15 protein-coding genes are annotated in these 18290 nt (G+C 59.2%); 4 read left to right on the plus strand and 11 right to left on the minus strand.

All coding sequences use genetic code 11. From position 1 onward, the window contains the following. Positions 1-18: 18 nt before the first annotated feature. Positions 19-639: a hypothetical protein gene (locus tag J3U88_RS04645; protein ID WP_207857157.1), complete on the plus strand. Its 621-nt coding sequence runs from the start codon at positions 19-21 to the stop codon at positions 637-639. Between the two features lie 107 nt (positions 640-746). On the opposite strand, the gene J3U88_RS04650 is transcribed toward J3U88_RS04645, so the two are convergent. The 4 genes from J3U88_RS04650 to gcvP form a co-directional block, all read right to left on the minus strand. Next, on the minus strand, positions 747-1355 hold the full coding sequence (locus tag J3U88_RS04650; protein ID WP_207857159.1) for a 3TM-type holin: 609 nt from the start codon (positions 1353-1355) through the stop codon (positions 747-749). Between the two features lie 685 nt (positions 1356-2040). Beyond that, positions 2041-2376 (minus strand): AzlD domain-containing protein, encoded by a 336-nt coding sequence (locus J3U88_RS04655; protein ID WP_207857160.1) that lies wholly within the window; start codon positions 2374-2376, stop codon positions 2041-2043. Next, positions 2366-3082 (minus strand): AzlC family ABC transporter permease, encoded by a 717-nt coding sequence (locus J3U88_RS04660; protein WP_207857162.1) that lies wholly within the window; start codon positions 3080-3082, stop codon positions 2366-2368. Before J3U88_RS04660 ends, J3U88_RS04655 begins: the two co-directional genes overlap by 11 nt. A 50-nt stretch (positions 3083-3132) precedes the next feature. Then, entirely contained in the window at positions 3133-6030 is a 2898-nt protein-coding gene (gene gcvP / locus J3U88_RS04665) for an aminomethyl-transferring glycine dehydrogenase (RefSeq protein WP_207857164.1), read from the minus strand. A 755-nt stretch (positions 6031-6785) separates the two neighbouring features. Between gcvP and J3U88_RS04670 the strand changes: the two genes are divergently transcribed. From J3U88_RS04670 to J3U88_RS04680, 3 genes are all read left to right on the plus strand, one after another. Then, positions 6786-7748, plus strand: a complete 963-nt coding sequence (locus tag J3U88_RS04670; RefSeq protein ID WP_207857166.1) for a zinc metalloprotease HtpX — start codon at positions 6786-6788, stop codon at positions 7746-7748. A gap of 134 nt (positions 7749-7882) precedes the next feature. Continuing rightward, positions 7883-8500 (plus strand): TorF family putative porin, encoded by a 618-nt coding sequence (locus J3U88_RS04675; protein WP_207857168.1) that lies wholly within the window; start codon positions 7883-7885, stop codon positions 8498-8500. A 26-nt stretch (positions 8501-8526) separates the two neighbouring features. Continuing rightward, positions 8527-8748, plus strand: a complete 222-nt coding sequence (locus J3U88_RS04680; protein WP_207857170.1) for a hypothetical protein — start codon at positions 8527-8529, stop codon at positions 8746-8748. Positions 8749-8937: 189 nt separating this feature from the next. Here J3U88_RS04680 and J3U88_RS04685 read toward each other — a convergent pair whose 3' ends face one another. The 7 genes from J3U88_RS04685 to J3U88_RS04715 all read right to left on the minus strand — a co-directional run bounded on the left by J3U88_RS04685 (position 8938) and on the right by J3U88_RS04715 (position 18069). Then, positions 8938-9861: a hypothetical protein gene (locus J3U88_RS04685; RefSeq protein ID WP_207857172.1), complete on the minus strand. Its 924-nt coding sequence runs from the start codon at positions 9859-9861 to the stop codon at positions 8938-8940. A gap of 351 nt (positions 9862-10212) precedes the next feature. Beyond that, the gene (locus J3U88_RS04690) at positions 10213-10719 is read right to left on the minus strand and encodes a type III secretion system chaperone (protein ID WP_207857174.1); all 507 of its coding nucleotides are present in this window, start codon (positions 10717-10719) and stop codon (positions 10213-10215) included. Positions 10720-11020: 301 nt separating this feature from the next. After that, entirely contained in the window at positions 11021-14212 is a 3192-nt protein-coding gene (locus tag J3U88_RS04695; protein ID WP_207857176.1) for an efflux RND transporter permease subunit, read from the minus strand. Further along, complete coding sequence (locus J3U88_RS04700) at positions 14205-15503, minus strand: efflux RND transporter periplasmic adaptor subunit (protein ID WP_207857178.1); 1299 nt, start codon at positions 15501-15503, stop codon at positions 14205-14207. The genes J3U88_RS04695 and J3U88_RS04700 overlap by 8 nt, the downstream gene beginning before the upstream one ends. Continuing rightward, complete coding sequence (locus J3U88_RS04705) at positions 15500-16954, minus strand: efflux transporter outer membrane subunit (RefSeq protein ID WP_207857180.1); 1455 nt, start codon at positions 16952-16954, stop codon at positions 15500-15502. Before J3U88_RS04705 ends, J3U88_RS04700 begins: the two co-directional genes overlap by 4 nt. A 391-nt stretch (positions 16955-17345) precedes the next feature. After that, positions 17346-17600, minus strand: coding sequence for a hypothetical protein (locus J3U88_RS04710; RefSeq protein ID WP_207857181.1), 255 nt, complete (start codon positions 17598-17600; stop codon positions 17346-17348). Between the two features lie 115 nt (positions 17601-17715). Further along, a complete protein-coding gene (locus J3U88_RS04715; protein ID WP_207857184.1) occupies positions 17716-18069 on the minus strand; it encodes a hypothetical protein in 354 nt (117 codons plus the stop codon). Positions 18070-18290: the final 221 nt, after the last annotated feature.

The raw sequence follows: 18290 nt of genomic DNA on the forward strand, positions 1-18290 counted from the left end.
AGAAGAGAGGTGATTCACATGCTGTTGTTTTTTTTATGGGTTCTGGGCGAACCTTCACCCGCCCAAACCCAGGCGATGCTTTGGTACCAAGACTATTTGGCCGCGGAAAAACGTGCCTTAGCCGAACTGAGTGAACGCGCTGATGATGCCGGGGACATTCGCACCACGGATCCTCGATTTACCTATCGTTTGGGTGGGCTGATACGGGTGTTCGGGCTTTTGGCGATGGGCGACGAAGGGGCGCGCGATCATTTTCAGCGCATGGGCCTTTCGGCCGAGGATCGTGACCGTATCGAGAAAGTCTGGTGGAATACCGGGAAGCCGGCTTACTTGACCTCGGGCTTGGATGCGTATTTCGGCAAAGATGCGCGTTACATGGCGATCTGGAATCGGCACGTGGCCGGTGAACAAATCCACCCGAAGGACGCTTTGTACATCGGGCGTTACAACGACCACCTCACCTGGCGTCTTTTGGCCGAGCATCTTGCCGAAACCTATCTGGCGTTGACGCCGGAGGGAAGAAGCATCGTTGATCGTATCGCCGATCTATCCTGCGAGTTGGATGGGGTGATTTTTACCACGGATGCGGGAACCATTGCCAGTGTCGCCAAGGATTACGGTTTCACCCTCGCTCCATAAAAAAGCGGGAACCACATGGTGGATCCCGCGTTGATTGAAGGGCGTCCTCATTCGTAAATTCCTCGTGGTTCCCGCGAGAAAGGGGCGAAACGTAAGCCGCGTTTGCGTTAGGAGGGTTCTGTATCCAGCAGTTGATCGAGGCGACGGTCCAGTTCTTCATCCGACCAGCCCTGTTTCTCGGCCAATCGGCTTAAGCGGCGCATTTGCCGTCCCCGTGCCCGCAAGGCGCGGCGTGCGGCGCGGTCCTCGCTGGGCAACAGGCTGTTGCGGGTTTGGCTGTCGCGCAGGGTGCCGACAATTTTTTCGCCGGAACGGCCCACCACGTAGCCGCCGACCCCAATGGTTAGCAGGTTAAACAGTTCCGGTGTGAGCTCGAGCCTGGGCGCGACCTCGCTGCCAAAAATGAGGATCAGGTAGGGATAAAGCAGGTATTTGTGAATCAGAATCGCGGTGATGGAAAGCATCAGCAGCGGACGCCAGTTGCGGGTGAGCCAACTCTGGGAACGGGCCTCGGCGGCGATGATGGTGCCGCGTTGTTGCGCGAGTTGTGTTTCGTAGGCCATGATGTTGCCCGCCAGTTGATTTTCCAGCTGGAGCAGCTTGGCCTTGGCCTCGGCCCGTTCGTCGTCGCTGGTGACAAATTGATCGATGATCCCGCCGGCCTCTTTGACCAGCGCGGTGATGTCGGGGAACCCCGATAAATTAAATGATGTCATACATGCCTCCTGTGTCCGAGCCGCCCGCGCGGCCCGATAGGAGGCTAACGCGCACCGCGGTCGCGTATCACAGGAGCAATGCGGCCAACCCGAGACGCGGCTGAAGGTGCACGGGGAGAGGAATGTTGGGGAGGGGGTGATCCGGCGTGTGTTGATTGAACACGGGGAGGGGAATGTTGGGTAGGGAGACGCCCTTTTGCCGGCACCTTCAGCGCCTGCATTTTGGGAACCGCGGTGACCCAGGGTCGGCCCCTTTTTCAAAGGGCCCGACCCTGGGCTGCCATAGCTAGCCCTTTCAGGGCAGCGGGTTGAAGTCCGCCTTCGGCGAACATTCAAAAAAATGGTGGGCCATGCATGGGGGTGTGTTCGTCCTTTCAGGACGAACCGGATCAAACCCCGGCCCTTCTTCACCCGCGGTTCCCGCCACCTTCACCCGCAACTGACCTCTGTCTCTGCCCTTGGCCCCACCGCGATCTTCACCGGGGGGTGATCCGGCGTGTGCCGAAGGTACACGCACACCGCCATGCGGGGACCATGCTTGATTTAAATGCGAGGCAGAGCCGAGCCACTTCCAGCTACCCCTACGGGGTTATCTATGACAGCCTGGGGTCAAGGAACGAAGTGACTGTCACCCTAGGACGCCCCGATTTACCAATGTCCAAGTCCTGAAGGGACTGGCGGGGGGCTACCCACCAAAAGGCTGAAACCGCTGCAAAACCCACAAACAAACCAAACCGACAAACAGGGTTGGCACCACTTTTTTCGTTTTGGCCGCGACCCCAATCGCCAGCAGGCCCGCCAAAAGCCGATAATTATCCAGCCCCACGTGGGCCGCGCCGTCGCGAATGACAAACGCCGGTACGATCAAAGCGCTTAAAATCGCTACCGGTAGATAAGCCATGATGCGTTCCACCACCGCCGGCATGTTGCGTTGGGTGAAGACCGAAATAAAGGAGGCGCGCATCAAGAAGGTGCCCAAACCGACCGCCGCCATCGTCCAAAAAATTGCGTTAGCTGTCATCGCGTACCTCGTCGCCGAGTTTTCCTTCCGCGAACACCGCCGCCGCCGCGCCCACCAGGACCGCGGCTAAAAATCCCATATTGTAAGGCAAGCCGTGGCCGATGACCGCGCCTACCCCGGCTACCGCCGCGGCCAAAATACCCGGCCGGTTGCGAATCAGCGGGAACACCAAACCGAGAAACGTCAGGGGAATCGCGAAATCCAGCGACCAAGAGGCGGGCAAGGTGGCACCCAAATAAATGCCGGCCGAGGTGCCCAGTTGCCAAACCGTCCACAGCGTGAGGGCCGAGCCGAAGTAGTACCAATGCTGGAGCGGTTCGGCCTCGTTTTGGTCGTAGTGAACCATCGAAATCGCATAGGCCTGGTCGGTCAGCAAATAAGCGGCGAAGGCACGCAGCCCGTTGCCGGTGTGGCGCAGGTAGGGGGCAATCGCCGCGCTGTACATCATAAAACGCAGGTTGATCAGCAGGGCCGTCAACACAATCACACCCACCGCCGCGTGTTGGCTGATCAACTCGACCATCGCCAACTGGGCCGCGCCCGCGAACACCACGATGGAAAAGGCGTGGGCGATCCAAATGGGTAACCCGGCCGTTACCAGCGCGGTACCCGTGATCAGTGCAAAAGGAATCACCCCGATTTGCAGGGGCAACGTGGCTTTGACACCGGCGATAAATAAGCGGCGAGGCGTGGCCGGCTCAGTCATAAAGATCCTAAATATAGTGAGTGGGGCGGTGTGATCACCGCCCCACCGTGTTAGGCGTATTCCTCCACCGGAATGCAGGAACACATCAGGTTTTTATCGCCGTAGGCGTTGTCAATGCGACCCACCGACGGCCAGAACTTGTTGGCCGCCACATAAGCCAAGGGGAACACCGCTTCTTGACGGCTGTAGGGACGGTCCCATTCAGCCGCCACCAAAACCGCCGCCGTGTGGGGCGCGTTTTTGAGCGGGCTCTCCTCCGCGGGAATCGAGCCTTTTTCAATGGCTTCGATCTCCTTGCGGATCTCGATCATCGCATCGCAGAAACGGTCCAATTCGGCTTTGGACTCACTTTCCGTCGGTTCGATCATCAGGGTACCCGCCACCGGCCAAGACATGGTCGGCGCGTGGAAGCCGTAATCCATCAGGCGTTTGGCGATGTCTTCCACATCGACACCCGCCGTGTTTTTCAAGGGCCGTACGTCAACGATGCACTCGTGGGCGATCAGGTCGTTCAGGCCGCGGTACAGGATGGGGAAGTGGTCTTCCAAGCGTTGCGCGATGTAGTTGGCGTTGAGAATCGCCACCTGGGTGGCGCGTTTCAAACCGCCGCGGCCCATCATCGCGATGTAAGCCCAGGAGATCGGCAAAATGCCCGCGCTGCCCCAGGGCGCCGCTGAAACCGCCCCGGTATTGGTTTCCGGGAAGGCGTCGTCGCGTTGGCCGTGGCCCGGCAGAAACGGCTTGAGGTGTGCCGCCGCCGCGATCGGGCCCACGCCCGGACCACCGCCGCCGTGCGGGATACAGAAGGTTTTGTGGAGGTTGAGGTGCAAGACGTCGGCGCCGAAATCAATCGGACGCGCCAGGCCGACAAGTGCGTTCATGTTGGCGCCGTCCATGTACACTTGACCGCCGTTGTCGTGGATAATGGCGCAAATTTCGGTGATGCCTTCCTCAAACACGCCGTGGGTCGAGGGATAGGTAATCATCAGCGCGGCCAAATCCTCGCGGTGTTTTTCCGCCTTGGCCGCCAGATCCGCGATGTCGATGTTGCCTTTTTCATCGCAACCGACCACCACGACCTTCATGCCCGCCATTACGGCGCTGGCCGGGTTGGTCCCGTGGGCCGAGCTGGGGATGATGCAGATGTTGCGGTGGCCCTGGCCGTTGCTTTGGTGGTAACGGCGAATCGTCAACAGACCCGCGTATTCGCCCTGGGAACCCGCGTTGGGTTGCAGCGACACGCCCGGTAACCCGGTGATCTCGGCGAGCATGCCTTCCAACTCGCCGATCAATGTGGCGTAACCCTTGGCTTGGTCCGCCGGGGCGAAGGGGTGCATGTTCGCCAGTTCCGGCCAGGTGATCGGAATCATTTCGGCCGTGGCGTTGAGCTTCATCGTGCAGGAGCCGAGCGGGATCATCGAATGGGTCAGTGAGAGATCCTTACCCGCCAACGCGTGCAGGTAACGCAGCATTTCGGTTTCCGAATGGTGGGTGTTGAAAACCGGGTGGTCCAGGTAGCTGCTGGTGCGCACCAACGCCTCGGGGAACTGGTCCTCAAGGCCTTCAAACAGCTCGTCCACGTTCAGGTCGACCTGGCTGTTGCCGCTGACCACCTCAAACAACTCGGCGATGTCCTCGCGGCGGGTGGTTTCATCCAGCGTGATCGAGAAGCTGTTGTCGCTGTAGTAGCGGAAGTTGATGTTTTTGGCCAGCGCGCGGGCGCGGACGGCGTCGCGGGTTTCCGCGTCGACCGCGTAACGGGTGGTGTCGAAAAAGGCACCGTTGCTGTTCTCGTAACCCAACTGTTTTAAGCCTTTGGCGAGGATGGCACTGAAGCGGTGCACGCGCAGGGCGATGCGGCGCAACTGAAGGGGACCGTGGTAGACCGCGTACATGCCCGCGATGACCGCCAACAAAACCTGCGAGGTGCAGATGTTGCTCGTCGCTTTCTCGCGGCGAATGTGCTGTTCGCGAGTTTGCAGGGCCAAGCGGTAGGCCGGTTTGCCCGCGCTGTCCTTGGAAACACTGACGATGCGGCCGGGCATGGCGCGTTTGTACTGCTCGCGGGTGGCGAAAAAGGCCGCGTGCGGACCGCCGAAACCCATGGGTACGCCGAACCGTTGCGCGCTGCCGACCACCACATCGGCGTTCATTTCACCGGGTGGTTTCAACAGACACAGGCTGAGCAGGTCGGCCGTGACCGATACCAACATTTTGTTGGCTTGGGCGGCTTTGATCGCGTCTTCCAACTCGTGAATTTGGCCGCTGGAACCGGGGTACTGCAACAAGATGCCGAAGTAGGGACCCTCGGGATTGAACGCGGCAAGGGGGCCGCTTTCAATGGTGACACCGATGGGTTCGGCGCGGGTTTGCAAGACTTCCAGGGTTTGCGGGTGGACGTCGTCCATCACCCAAAAGGTGGTGCGGCCCTTGAGTTTTTTCCGTTGCAGGTTAAAGGTCATCGCCATCGCCTCGGCTGCCGCGGTGCCCTCGTCGAGCAAGCTGGCGTTGGCGATTTCCATACCGGTCAGGTCGGTGATCATGGTTTGGTAGTTGATCAAACCTTCCAGGCGGCCCTGGGAAATTTCGGCTTGGTACGGCGTGTAAGCCGTGTACCACGAGGGGTTTTCCAGGATGTTGCGGCCAATCACCGGCGGCGTAATACAACCCGTGTAACCCATTCCGATGTAGCTCTTGGCCACCACGTTTTGGGTGGCGATCTCTTTGAGACGGGCGAGTGCGTCTGATTCATTTTTGCAGCGCTCAAAGTTGAGCGGATGTTTGGCGAGAATGTTTTGGGGAACGGCTTTTTCAATCAAAGCATCCAGCGACGGCATTTCGAGATGGTGCAACATGGCGTCGATTTCGGTTTGATCCGGGCCGATGTGGCGATCAATGAAATCTTCTTTTTGTTCCAGTTGACGCAAACTGTGGTGTCTCAGAGGCATGGGTAACTCCGTAAAACAATCTTTGGCAACGAGCCAAGCGGGAAGCGAACCCGCGATGCGGGTTGTACCCAAAGTGCGCGATTCGGGTGGATGGAATCACACGCTTTAGGATTGAAGCTGCACCAAACACGGTTGCTCGGGGCGCAAGCGGTGCTTGTCCGGGGGGGTTCGCAAGAACCCGACACGGGTGTCGCGAGAAGCGCCGATCGCGTCATCGGGGATGGGTCGGATGATCTAAAAAATTCAGAACCGCATTGGAACCATTTCATCCGCATCAAATTGGTGACCCACCTAACTGCCTTCGGCCGATTTGTACCCTTCGCGGGGGAACGGTGTTGGGGTGCAGCTTGGCGACATTGCGGTGTTGCCGGTAATCCGGGGTCCCGAGGAATCGGGTCTCCATTCCCCCGGCGACAACGCCGAAGGGCGCCAAGTCGTTTGGAAACAGTGCAGGGTCGCGTGGGAGCGACCACCGACGATTCTTGCACCAAGTGGGCTGCTTGGCAACCTTAGAAAGGGATGGTCGGCGCGGTGAAGGTTAACCTCAATGGAGCTAGTGATATATTAGTTGTGGATCGTTGGGGCGCGCCCTGGCGATGCCCTTTTGTCGAACCATCTGCCGTCAACTTTCACGGCCGAGGCGCATTCCCATGGCTTCTAGGTGGCGAATGATGAATAAAATCTGATATCGGTAAACTAAAATAACCTGATTTCGTATTTAGAGAAAAAGCGTCTTTGCCTCGAGGAGGTTTTCCATGGCACGGCTTCAACGCGATCAAATCCGCCACTTCAGACAGTCCGCTCTGCTTATGATCGGCCTTTTTGCATTGCTTTCCTTCGCCGGTTTCCTGGTTGCCGGGCTTCCCGGCGTCGCCGTCACCGCGCTTTTCGCGCTTTACCTGTTGGTATTCGCCCCGCGGCTGCCTTTGGATCTCACCATGAAAGCCGCCGGTGCCGTTCCGCTTCAGCATCACCAGGCGCCCGCGCTTTTTGTTTTGGTGCGCGAGATTGCCCAGGCCGCCGGCTTGGCGCGGGTGCCGCGGCTTTATGTGTTGCCCGGTTCACACCGCAATGCCTTTGCCGCCGGTCGTGAACCGGAATTCGGCTTGGCCGTTACCGAGGGGCTGTTACGCGCGCTCAATCCTCGCCAACTACGCGCCGTCATTGCCCACGAAATCAGCCACATGGTCCACCGCGATACGGAAATCATGGCCGCCGCCAACCTCATTAACCGCCTTACCGGAAGCATGGCCGGCTTTGGTTGGTTGCTTTTGGCGCTTTCGGTGCCGCTTCTTTTGTTTACCGACGGCACCGTGCCTTTCGCCTTGATCCTGACCTTGATCGGGGTTCCGCTTATGAGCAACTTGTTGGTTTCGAGCCTGTCGCGAACCCGTGAATTTGAAGCCGATCTTGGCGCCGCAAAAATTTCAGGCGACCCGAAGGCCTTGGCCGAGGCGTTGCAAATCCTCGAGCAACCCCAATCGCTTTGGCAGCGTTTGATGCGCCCCTACCGGCCGCGTCACCGCGGCGCTTGGTTGGATACCCATCCGGCTACCGCGTTGCGGGTTGAACGATTGCAGGCCTATGCCCGCGCTTTGCGGCACACGGCTTCAAAACCAGCGACCGCCCCGACCGGTTCCTTGCCGATGAGTCAGGTCTATCTCGCCCGACCTCGCTGGGCGGAGTTTGGTGTCTTTGCGGAGGGGTCGGTGCATTAACAGCGGCTCGAGCCCACGTGCTCGGCCTCGGGTGGGGCAAAGTACCTTTTGTAGGGATTTAAAGTTTTTGACGAATTAAGTCGAACGGAACTTTTACAGCTATGGTGAAAAAATTCCGTTCTGGAGCGCTCGTTGTGAAATGGTTTGCCCTTCCATTGTGCTTTGCCCTGCCCCTTTTTGCCCAAATTAGTTTTAACGCGGCCTTGACGTCCGATTACGTTTGGCGCGGGGTGTCTCAAACCGATGAAGCGCCGGCCCTGCAATTGGGCATCGATTGGAAGCACGACAGCGGATTTTACCTCGGTGGCTGGGGTTCCAACGTCGATTTTGGCGACGACACCGATTACGAACTCGACGCCTTGCTGGGTTATGCCAACGAGCTCGATTCCGGTTTCTCCTACGATCTTGGTTACGTTTACTATTTCTTCGAGGGTGGTTCCGCCGTGGAATTCGGTGAAGCCTATCTTGCCTTGGGTTACCGGCTTTTCAGCTTGACCTATGCCCGCGACTTGGAAAACGACAACGGTTACATCGAACTTGGCCTTTCCTATACCATTGCCGAGAGATGGACCTTTGGTGGTCATTACGGTGATTACCAATTCGACGGGGGCGGTGATTATCAGGATTATGCCCTGTTCGTCACCCGGGCCTGGGGCACCCTCGAGGCCTCTCTGACCTTCACGGATACGGATCTCGATGGGGTACCTATCGCCGATTCGCGTGTGTTCGCCACGCTCGCCAAGACGTGGTAACCCGTGGAGACCCAGCAGTGGCTTTTTTGAGTCCGAAAACTAAGCTGTTCCTTGGTGCGGCCGATAGGGTGGTCACCACCCTGTTGGTGGTGACCGTTAAAACCAACCAAGTTCTTGCCGAAACGGCTTACGAGTGCCTGGGTGCCGTGCCCGACACCCGAGGAACTCAAGTACATGAACCGGGTGCCGGTAGCCAGGAAAAAATCGAGCGTGCACTCGGTGATCTGAAGTCTCGCTTTCGCGTCTAAAATCAATTTGCAGGGCCCGAGTGCGGGTGGGTTACCCAAGCGCAGTAAGGCGAAACCGTGGGTGCGCCCGAGGAACGTTTCGGGTGGGTCGAAACCTGCCGGTCGCGCCGGCGAACCCTAAATCACGGGTTGCCACCCAGGTGGTGTGAGTACTTTGGATGGGTTGGCCTCAACCCGTCTTGGTTGGCTTTACACCATGACGCCGAACAGGCGCGGATCGCGCTCTTTGCGCTCTTTTGGGGTGTCGACCAGGGTTTCAAAGTCGTGGCAGTCCATGGTTGCGACGTTGGCCATAATGTAGTTTTGAACCCTTGCCACATCTTCTTTGCCGATGGGTACCTCGCTCCCCATGACCAGGAAATCACCCTTCCCCTCGAGCAACTGTTCCACCGTGCAAACCATGCCGCCCCAAGGGTCGCAGATTGTCGCGTTGGTGTTCCAGGTGGTCGGATCGGTGAAATCGACGTTGTCGTCGTAGTTCATCAGGATAAAGCAGTGGTTGTTGACCGACATGTAGGCCGCGTTTTTGACACCCTGCGCCTCGTTGATCAGGTGCATGTAAGCGACGGCGGTTTGTTCCTGGCAGTTGCCGCCACGGGTGATCTCGGACCGCTTGGCCATTTTTTCGATGTGATCGCGACCTCCGTCCGGGGTGAGTCTGGGTCCTTTCTCCTTCATGAACATGGTGAAGCCGGGTTCTTTCGGCTTGAAGTCTTTGCCGACCATCTTGCCTGATTTCCAAATGACTTCTTTACCGCGTGCGGTTCCGGTGGCGACCGCGCTCCACTCGGCCGTGCGGTCCTGATTCTCGGGTTTATTCTGGGCGCCGATGGCCATGGTCCGGCGTGTGTGGTTGAAGGCCGTGGTTGCCCAACGCAAGGTGCGGCTGTTCTCGTGTTTTTCCAGTGAGCCGTGGGAAAAGATCATCGGCGCTTTGATACGGTCCTGCATTTTTTGGGGGCCGTGAAAGCCGCTTAAATGGGGCGGAAGAACCGACATCGAGTTGGATCGCTGGTGGCGGCCGACTTGTAAACCTTGGATTTGTTGTGGTTGATGTGAGATGTCGACCGACATGCGACGTTGTTGTTGGCCAATTCCTTGAATACCCGACATAGCAAACCTCCTGTTGAATCGCTGTTGGGTTGGGGCGGGCGATCCGCCCTGCTCACCCGTGTTCTGCTTCGTCTGCCAAAACCCTTGGTAACCCGGCGGTTGCGCCTATGGTTGTAGGGCAACCGCGGCGGCCGTCGACCCCGTGGCGGTGCCAGGCGGGGGCGTCCGGCGCTTGGTGGGTCACGCAATTGTGATCCCTGTTTTGCAGGCCGTTTTTGCCTGCTCGCGACGAAATGGGGCGAGCCATGTGGGGCACCGGTTGGACCGGTACCTGGTTTTTTTATTCTCTGATGCGACGTTGCGGCGGTACCTGGCTTGGGCACCCGCCGCCGTCTTGACGACCCCTAGGCGTTAGGCAAAGTTCCAAGGCATGGGTGGGATGCTGGGGTTTTCAACGGCGGTAATTTGATGGAGACCGGCGGTGTGGGGTGTTTCCGGTGCCGCCCCGCCCTGTTCTTCTTGGAGCGATTCGCGCCAATGGCGTACTTGGTCTACCAGGGTTTCGAAGCGTTGCACCAATTCTTCGGTACGGTTCAATGCCGCGGCGTGGAACTTTTGGGATAGGAACAGTTGGTTGCTCGCACCTTCCAGGGACAAGGTCGCCCCCGCCGTTTCTTGCCAAAACCAGTTGGCGCAGAGCAGTTTCTTCAACACGTTGGGTGAGGGATGGTCGTTGAGCTGTTCGACTTCACTAAAGGCGATCAATTGGTCGGATGCATCGTCATAGCTGAGCGTGATGCTCATTTCCTCGCCGAGCGCAAATTCCACGTAGGGACTGGCGGCAAAATCATGGTTGGGCAGACCGTACTCTTTGTTGAATTGGTTAATTAAATCGAAAATACGCGTTTGATGACTCATAGGACGTTCCTCCTCGCTGCAGCACCATGGCAGCGTTGTTGCCCTAGAATATGCGTCACGATGGTGGAGAAATTGTGCAGAAACGTGGGTGTTTTAATGGGGTTACATTCTGTTACAAAAAGAAAGCTATGGGGTAGATCACATAATTACATCTATATAAAAGACAGTGATTCAGGGCGGTTTTTCACGGCGGGCCGTAGCCCGAATTTCTTGCTCTCGACGGGATTTAGCCTGGTTCGTTCCGTTGTGGTGTATGGATGCGGCGTGTTCGCGAGGGCGACGCGCCGCATCCTTGCCTCGATTAAGCCGTATTTCCTTCCATTTCGCCGTGGAAATGTTCCGCTTCGCCGACCGGCTCGACCTCGGAACTCACGCCGAAGAAGTACTTTAGATCCTCAAGGATCATGTACAGCGCCGGGATCAAACCCAGGATCAGGAAGGTTGCAAACAGGATCCCGAAACCCAGCGAGATGGCCATGGGAATCAGAAACCGCGCCTGGACCGAGGTTTCCATAATCATCGGGGCCAAACCGAAGAAGGTCGTCAGCGAGGTCAGCAGGATCGGCCGGAAACGGCGCATGCCCGCGGCGATAATGGAGTCCAACGGCCCTTTGCCCGAGGCGCGGAATTCGTTGGCCGCGTGGATCAGTACCAACGAATCGTTGACCACAACCCCCGCTAACGCAATCACGCCCATGATGCTGATCATGCTGATGTCGTAACCCATGATGATGTGACCCAACACCGCGCCCACCATGCCGAAAGGAATCGCCGACATGACCAGGAACGGTTGGGTGTAGCTGCCGAAAGGAATCGCGAGCAAGCCGTACACGACCAACATCGCGAACATAAAACCGATGCCCAGGCTTTTGTTGGTGTCCGCCCGTTCCTTGGCTTCGCCCTCGAATGAGTAACCCAAGCCCGGGTATTTGGCCTGCAACGCCGGCAAGTGTTTGGCCGTGATGTCGTTCATGATCTCAACTGAATTGGCTTCGCCCTGGTTGATGTCGGCGCGGACGTTGACCACGCGGCGCCCGTTGCGACGGCTGATCTTGGTGTAGCTGCGGCCTTCCGTGACGACCGCCGCCTCATAAAGCGGAATCTCGCCGCCGCCCGGTACCCGAATCATCAGGTCGCGGATGTCCGAGGCCGAGGCCCGCTCGGCCTCCGGTAGACGGGTCATGACCCATACTTCCTCGCGACCGCGTTGTTGCCGGAACGCGCGTTCCCCGTAAAATGCCGCGCGCAACTGGTTGGCCAAATCACGGGCCGTAAGACCCAGGGTGCTCGCCTCCGGTTTGATTTGGAAATCGTACTGGGGTTTGCCTTCCTCGAAGCCGTCGTCGATGTCCTTGAGGCCCGAGTATTCCTGAATGCGCACCGCCAGATCCGCCGCCGCCGTCTCCAGCACCCCGAGATCCGTATGGTTGAGTTCCACGTCAATCGGCGAACCCGCGCTGGGACCCGTGGAATAGTCAAAGGTCATTTTTTCCAGGCCGGGAAGGTTGCCGACCTTTTTGCGGAAGGCCGCCACGTAGGCCGCCGAGCTGTAATCGCGGTCCACGCTGGGCACCAAATACACGAACACCGTGGTGAGGTGGCCGCCGCGCGGGGTGGGTCCGTTTTCATTAAAACCCGTGCCCATGGTCGTTAAAATGCCGCGGCTGTCACCCTCTTTACCGATCTCGGCCAAGGTATCCTTCGCGCCTTGTACCAAGCGTTGGGAAATGCGTTCCGTCTGCGCGACCGGTGAGCCGAAGGGCAAGGTGGCGCGGACGATGATCACGTCGGTATCGACCTTGGGCAGGAAGGTAAAACCGACCCGACCACCCGCGACGAGACCGATCGTCAGGATCAAAATCCCGATGCTGGTGGCCAGCGTCAAATAGCGGTGTTCAATGGCAAAACGCAAACCGGGCTGGTACACATTCTGGATAATGCGCTGCAACCAACCCGCGAAGCGTTGTTGGCCCGCGCGCAGTTTGCCAAGGTAGCTGTTGGGGTTTTCGTTTTTCGAACCGTGGGCCAGGTGACAGGGGAGGACGAACAGCGATTCGATCAAGGACACGATAAAGACGGAGATCGTAATAATCGGAATCACGCGAAAGAACTTGCCCGAAATACCGGGAACGAACAACATCGGTGCGAAGGCCACGATGTTGGTCAAAATCGAGAAACAAATCGGCACGGCCACCTGCCGCGCGGCCAAGGTTGCCGCGGTCAGGTAATCGTAACCCCGTTCGCGGTATTCGTAGATGTTTTCGCCCACCACAACCGCGTCGTCGACGATGATCCCCAATGTGATGATGAACGCGAACAGGGAAATCATGTTGATCGAGACGTCGGTCGCCGGGAAGATCAAAAAGGCACCCAAAATCGAGATGGGAATACCGAGCGTGACCCAAAACGCCAACCGAATTTCCAGGAAGGCGCCCAGGATAATCAGCACCAGGACCAGCCCCATTAAGGCGTTTTTCACCAATAGGTTGATGCGGTCCTCATACATTTCGGAAACGTCGTTCCAGGTGGCCACCGAGACCCCGTCCGGCAGTTGTTGGCTGAGCCGATCACTAAAGGCTTTGACCGTTTCCGCGATTTCAATCGGTTTCTGGTCGCCGATGCGGAAGACCTGAATCTGGACCGCGCGTTGGCCGTTGAAGAAGGCCGCTTGGTCCGTGTCGCGGAAGCCGTCCGTAATCGTGGCCAGCTCGCTGAGGCGCACCACCGTGCCGTCCGGCGAGGTGATGATCGGCAGATCGTGGAACTCTTTGCCGAAATCACGCCGCTCCGCCGTGCGCAGCAGAATCTCGCCCGCCTCCGTCTTGACCCCGCCCGCCGGAATCTCCAGCGCCGAATTGCGAATGATCGCCGCCACCTCGGACAGCGTGATGTTGTGGGCGCGCAATTTTTCCTGGGGCACCTCAACCGCGATTTCCAGCGGCCGCAAACCGCTGATTTCCACCGTGGTGATGTTGGGCAGCGCCAGCAGCTCGTCGCGGATTTGGTTGGCGTTGTCGTGCAGGATGGTTTCGTCCAGATCGCCGTAAAGGATGAGGCTGATTACCTCGCGTCGGTTGGTAATCAACTGTACAATCGGTCGTTCCGCGTCTTGCGGGAAAGAGGTAATGCGGTCCACCGCGTTTTTGATATCTTGCAGTGACTTGTTGGGGTTGGTGCCGCCTGTCAGTTCGACCACCACCGTGCCCGAGCCCTCGCTCGCTGTCGCCGTGATCTTTTTGATGCCGTCCAAGCCGCGCACCGATTCTTCCAGGGCCAAGACAATGCCCTTTTCCACTTCCTCGGGCCCTGCGCCGGGGTAGGGGACGCTGATCGAAATAATGTCCAATTCGAACTCGGGGAACACTTCTTGTTTGGTGTTAAACCAGGCGATTAACAAGCCGCCGACGATAAAAATCGCCATCAGCAGGTTGGCGGCTACCGGGTGCGCCGCCATCCAGGCGATGGGTCCTGAGGTAATGGGTTTTCTACTCACCGCCGCCTCCTGGGCCGCCGCCCGCGCCGGCGCGGACCGTGGCCGGGTTCTGCTGCGATGGGTCCGCTTCGGCCTTTTCAATGGCTTGCAGCTTCAAGCCCGGAAGCGGCGCGCCGATGCGGCTGACCACCACCCGTTCGCCGCTTTGAACCCCTTCGCTAACCAGTACTTCGGCGCCTTGGCGCCAGGCGACCGTGGCTTGGCGAATGGCCAGTTCGTCGCGGTCGTTCATGACCCAAATGCGGTCGCCCTCGCGCATTGCCGTCGGCGGCAGCACCGCCACGTCGCCGAGGCGGCGGCCCTCGATGCGCACATGCACGTAGGTGCCCAGCAGCAGCGGTGGCTCTTGGGAACCGCTTTGCAGGTTCAGCGGATCCGGCACGCTGATCAATACCCGTGCCAAGCGCCCGCGCTCTTCCAGTTGGTTCAGCAAGCGCACAACCTGACCCTGACGGGTGATCACGCCGTTGGCGGTGCGTACTTCAATCATGGCCAAGGCGCCGCCGCGACCCGCGCGGTCCGGTTTTTGGAAGGCGTCGAGTTGATCGAGCGGGACCGAGGCCTGTACCCAGTAGGTATCCGTGCCGGTGAGCACCGCCACCGGCGTGTTGGGACCGACCTGCTGACCGACCTCGACCGTTTCGGAGCGGACCTGTGCGTTAAAGGGCACCTTCAAACGGGTGCGCGCCAGGTTGAGTTCCGCCTGTTCCAAGGCGCTTTCGGCCGCTTTCAGGTTGGCTTGGGCCTGGGCGAGTTGCGGGCCACGCAAAGCCAACTCGCGGCCCGCCTCCGTTGTTTCGATGCTTTGGCCCAGGAGTTTCCATTCCTGCTCGGCGATGGCGCGGCGCCCTTCCTCGTCTTTGAGGGTAAAAGCCGCGCGCGCGACCTGTGCTTTTTGTTGTTCCACCAAAAATTGGTAGTCGCGTGGGTCGATGTCCAGCAGCGCTTCGCCTGCTTCCAGGAACCCGCCGGGAATCAGGGCTGGGTGCAGCGCCGTCACGCGCCCGCCCACCTGGGGGCTGATTTGCACCTCGCGCGCGGGGATCACCGTACCGCCCGCCTCGATGGCGATTTGTTGCGGCCCGCGGGTGGCGTGAATAATCTCAACCGGAATCACCGGCACCGCCACTTTGGCTTGTTCCGGTTTGGGTTTGGTGGCGATGATTTGCCCGGCGACAAACACCGACAGCGCCAAGACCACGCCCGCGCCGAGGATGCTGAGTACATGGCTGCGTTTGACGCGGATTTCGAGGTGGCTCCCTTTGTTGGGATCGTGATTGGTTTCGTTCATTCGCTGGTTCCCCTTACCTTTTGGACCGGTTCCATCGCCTTGATTTCGCGGCTCCACAGCCCGCCCAGGGCCAGGTGGAGGGAAACGCGATGGTCGAGCAGTGTGCGTTTGGCTGTTAATTCCGTGCGTTGGATATTTTGTAGCGCCGAGAGTTCCGTCAGTACCGTGAGGTAGTTGCCGACCCCGCGCACGTAGCGCGATTGGGCCGCTTCCAGGGCTTTCTCCGCGTGGGTGCGTTGTTGCACCAGGGTTTCGAGGAAGGCGCGTTGGGTGCGGTCACGCAGGGCCGCGTCTTCCACCTCACGCAGGGCCGTTAACACCGTTTGTTCGTAGCTACTAATGGCGGCCTCAAGCACCGCGCGTTGGCGTTCCACCTCGGCCTTGCGACGGCCCGCGTCGAAAATCGGGCCGGTGATGTTGCCCGCGATGCGCCAGACCCAGTTGCTAAACAAATCGGAGAGATCGGTGGCCTGAAAACCCGGTTCCCCGCTGAGGGTCAGGCTGGGGAAGCGGTTGGCAATGGCGACGCCGACGCGGTAGTCGGCCGCGGTCAGCCGCAGGGCCGCCGCGCGCACATCGGGCCGGTGCTGCAAGAGGTCCGCGGGCAGGCCGAGTCGGGGCAGCGGGTCCACATCGGCGAGGGCGCCGAGCGCGTCGGGTGACATGCTGCCGGGCGTTTGCCCCAAGAGCACCGCCAACTGGTGCAGGCCGAGCTGGAGTTGTTGTTGCGCGGTTGGGATCTGTGCCTCAATCGAGGCCAGGTTGCGGCGTTGCTGGTAGACATCGACCGCGGATGAAAGCGCTTGGCCGAAGCGCAGCTCGACCACCTTAAGGAAGTTCTGCGACACCGCTTTTTGTTCGTTGAGGAGTTGAAGCTGGTTGTGTTGCTCGACCACGCCGAACCAGGTGCGGGCCAGGTTGGCGCTGAGCGATTGGGCCAGGGCTTCCGTATCCTCGCGGCTCGCCATCGCGTCGAGCTGGGTCGCCCGCGCTGTTTGCGAGAGCCGTTTCCACAGATCGACCTCGTAGCTCACCGTCGCGTTGAGCCGGTAATCGTTGAGCAAGGCTTCTTGGCCGACAAACAGCGATTTCGAACGCGAGGCCGAGCCGTTGCCCGTCACGTTGGGCAGAAAGGCCGCGCGCGACTGGGCCGCCAGCTGTTGCGCTTGACGGAGGCGCGCCCAGGAGGCGCGCAGGTCGAGGTTTTCGGCGAGCAGTTGGTCCATCAAACCGTCGAGTTCGTCGTCGTTAAAATCGCGCCACCAGGGCGCCGTCCGTGGTTGCGAAACCACCTTTTGTTCGGATGAGGGTTCTTGGTGGAATTGGTCCGGTACCGTGGCCGGTGTGACCACGTTCTCATTCACCTGGTGCAGACTACAGGCGGCTGAAGTTGCGGCGAGCAAGGCGAAGGTGACAAGGCGCGCGGGCCGCGAATGATAAAAAAGTGTCATGAGTCCCCTTTGTTCTGGAACATCGCGCGCACCGGCCGGATCGAAGATGAATGAAGGCTGCCGAATGGCGATGGAAAAGCAGGCGAGGGTGCGCAAAACCAACATTATTATGTTGGTACCGACTGAGGCAAGCCTCTTTAGCAAAAGTTACCCCAATCGTGAACGTCGGTTCAAAACCAAAATGAGGCCGCATTCAGCAACCACCGCGGTAAGTGGCTCCCGGCGAACAAAGTCCTTCGTCCCAGCCTTGGTTCCCATCGCCGATTTAAGACCATGGCTTGTTATTCGTCCAAATGCGGCAAATAGATTCAAAAAGATCGCCCGCGCGGAGAAGCCCAACCCACCGGCCGACTCTAGCAATGTGCGCGCCGTGCCGGCTTGATCGAACCTGCTAACTTAGGCCGGGCCGCGCGGGCCAAGGATTGCGAATCAGCTTGCAGTGAATCAGCCACCGCGACAGGCGTGTATTGCGGTAGGGAAGCGGCAGCATCCGCAACGGCCGGGGATTACCCGCGCTGTCCAAAATCCGGCTGGGCGTTAGCAGGGATCGTTCGCCTGGACCTTCCTCAAGCCAGGTTTTCCAGGGAATGATCACTTCCCCGTGGTTGTGAACCAAAACCACCGTCCACCCTTCGCGATGCAACATGATTGTTCCTCTCACACTTGACGCTTATCGGCCCCTCATCCCAAAAACAAAAAAGCCCGGGTGGCGCGCTGTATCAACATGCGCCATCCGGGCCGTGGTTCTTTTTGTCGGCGGGTTAGCGGTCGTGACCGAGTTTCACCAAGATGTCGCGTTTTATGTTGTTGACCCAGTGGTTGGTGTTGCGGTGGATGGTGGCGATCCCGTTGCCGCGGATCCGGTACTTCAGGTTCACGCTGTCGATGGTGCGCAGGTCGATGCCGCGGTTGTCGTAAGCAAAGCGGATATCGGCGGTGTGATTGCCGATCAGGAGACGGGCGTAGACCACGCCGTCCTTTGTGGATACCACCTGCCGGCCACGGCCGGCCGGCGCGCGGCGGATCACCGCTACCAAGATTTCGAGGTTGTCCAACGCGGCCTGTGTCGGGCCGAGCAGTTCGGCCGAGGCGAGATCCAGGGCCGTGATCTCCAAAACCTCGCCTTGGCTGATGCGGCCGTCGCGGTTGCGGTCTGGACGGGCTCGGTGTGGGGCCTTGTTCGAACAACGTTGGTGCGACCTGTATCTGTCATCTGAGCAGGCGACCGCGTGATCGATGGCTTGGGATTCCTTGAATAAAGGGCTAGCCGTGCCTCAGCGCTTTTCATCCAGCGAATTCCCGGCGGTTCCTGGGAGAAAAGGGCGAGTCCCAAAGA

It is taken from the genome of Acanthopleuribacter pedis (assembly GCF_017377855.1).
Classification (GTDB): domain Bacteria; phylum Acidobacteriota; class Holophagae; order Acanthopleuribacterales; family Acanthopleuribacteraceae; genus Acanthopleuribacter; species Acanthopleuribacter pedis.

Coding starts and splice junctions, on each gene's coding strand:
- J3U88_RS04660 (WP_207857162.1), bottom strand. CDS start 3,082: ATGACTGAGCCGGCCACGCCTCGCCGCTTATTTATCGCCGGTGTCAAA.
- J3U88_RS04685 (WP_207857172.1), bottom strand. CDS start 9,861: ATGTCGGGTATTCAAGGAATTGGCCAACAACAACGTCGCATGTCGGTC.
- J3U88_RS04655 (WP_207857160.1), bottom strand. CDS start 2,376: ATGACAGCTAACGCAATTTTTTGGACGATGGCGGCGGTCGGTTTGGGC.
- J3U88_RS04670 (WP_207857166.1), top strand. CDS start 6,786: ATGGCACGGCTTCAACGCGATCAAATCCGCCACTTCAGACAGTCCGCT.
- J3U88_RS04650 (WP_207857159.1), bottom strand. CDS start 1,355: ATGACATCATTTAATTTATCGGGGTTCCCCGACATCACCGCGCTGGTC.
- J3U88_RS04690 (WP_207857174.1), bottom strand. CDS start 10,719: ATGAGTCATCAAACGCGTATTTTCGATTTAATTAACCAATTCAACAAA.
- J3U88_RS04705 (WP_207857180.1), bottom strand. CDS start 16,954: ATGACACTTTTTTATCATTCGCGGCCCGCGCGCCTTGTCACCTTCGCC.
- gcvP (WP_207857164.1), bottom strand. CDS start 6,030: ATGCCTCTGAGACACCACAGTTTGCGTCAACTGGAACAAAAAGAAGAT.
- J3U88_RS04645 (WP_207857157.1), top strand. CDS start 19: ATGCTGTTGTTTTTTTTATGGGTTCTGGGCGAACCTTCACCCGCCCAA.
- J3U88_RS04710 (WP_207857181.1), bottom strand. CDS start 17,600: ATGTTGCATCGCGAAGGGTGGACGGTGGTTTTGGTTCACAACCACGGG.
- J3U88_RS04700 (WP_207857178.1), bottom strand. CDS start 15,503: ATGAACGAAACCAATCACGATCCCAACAAAGGGAGCCACCTCGAAATC.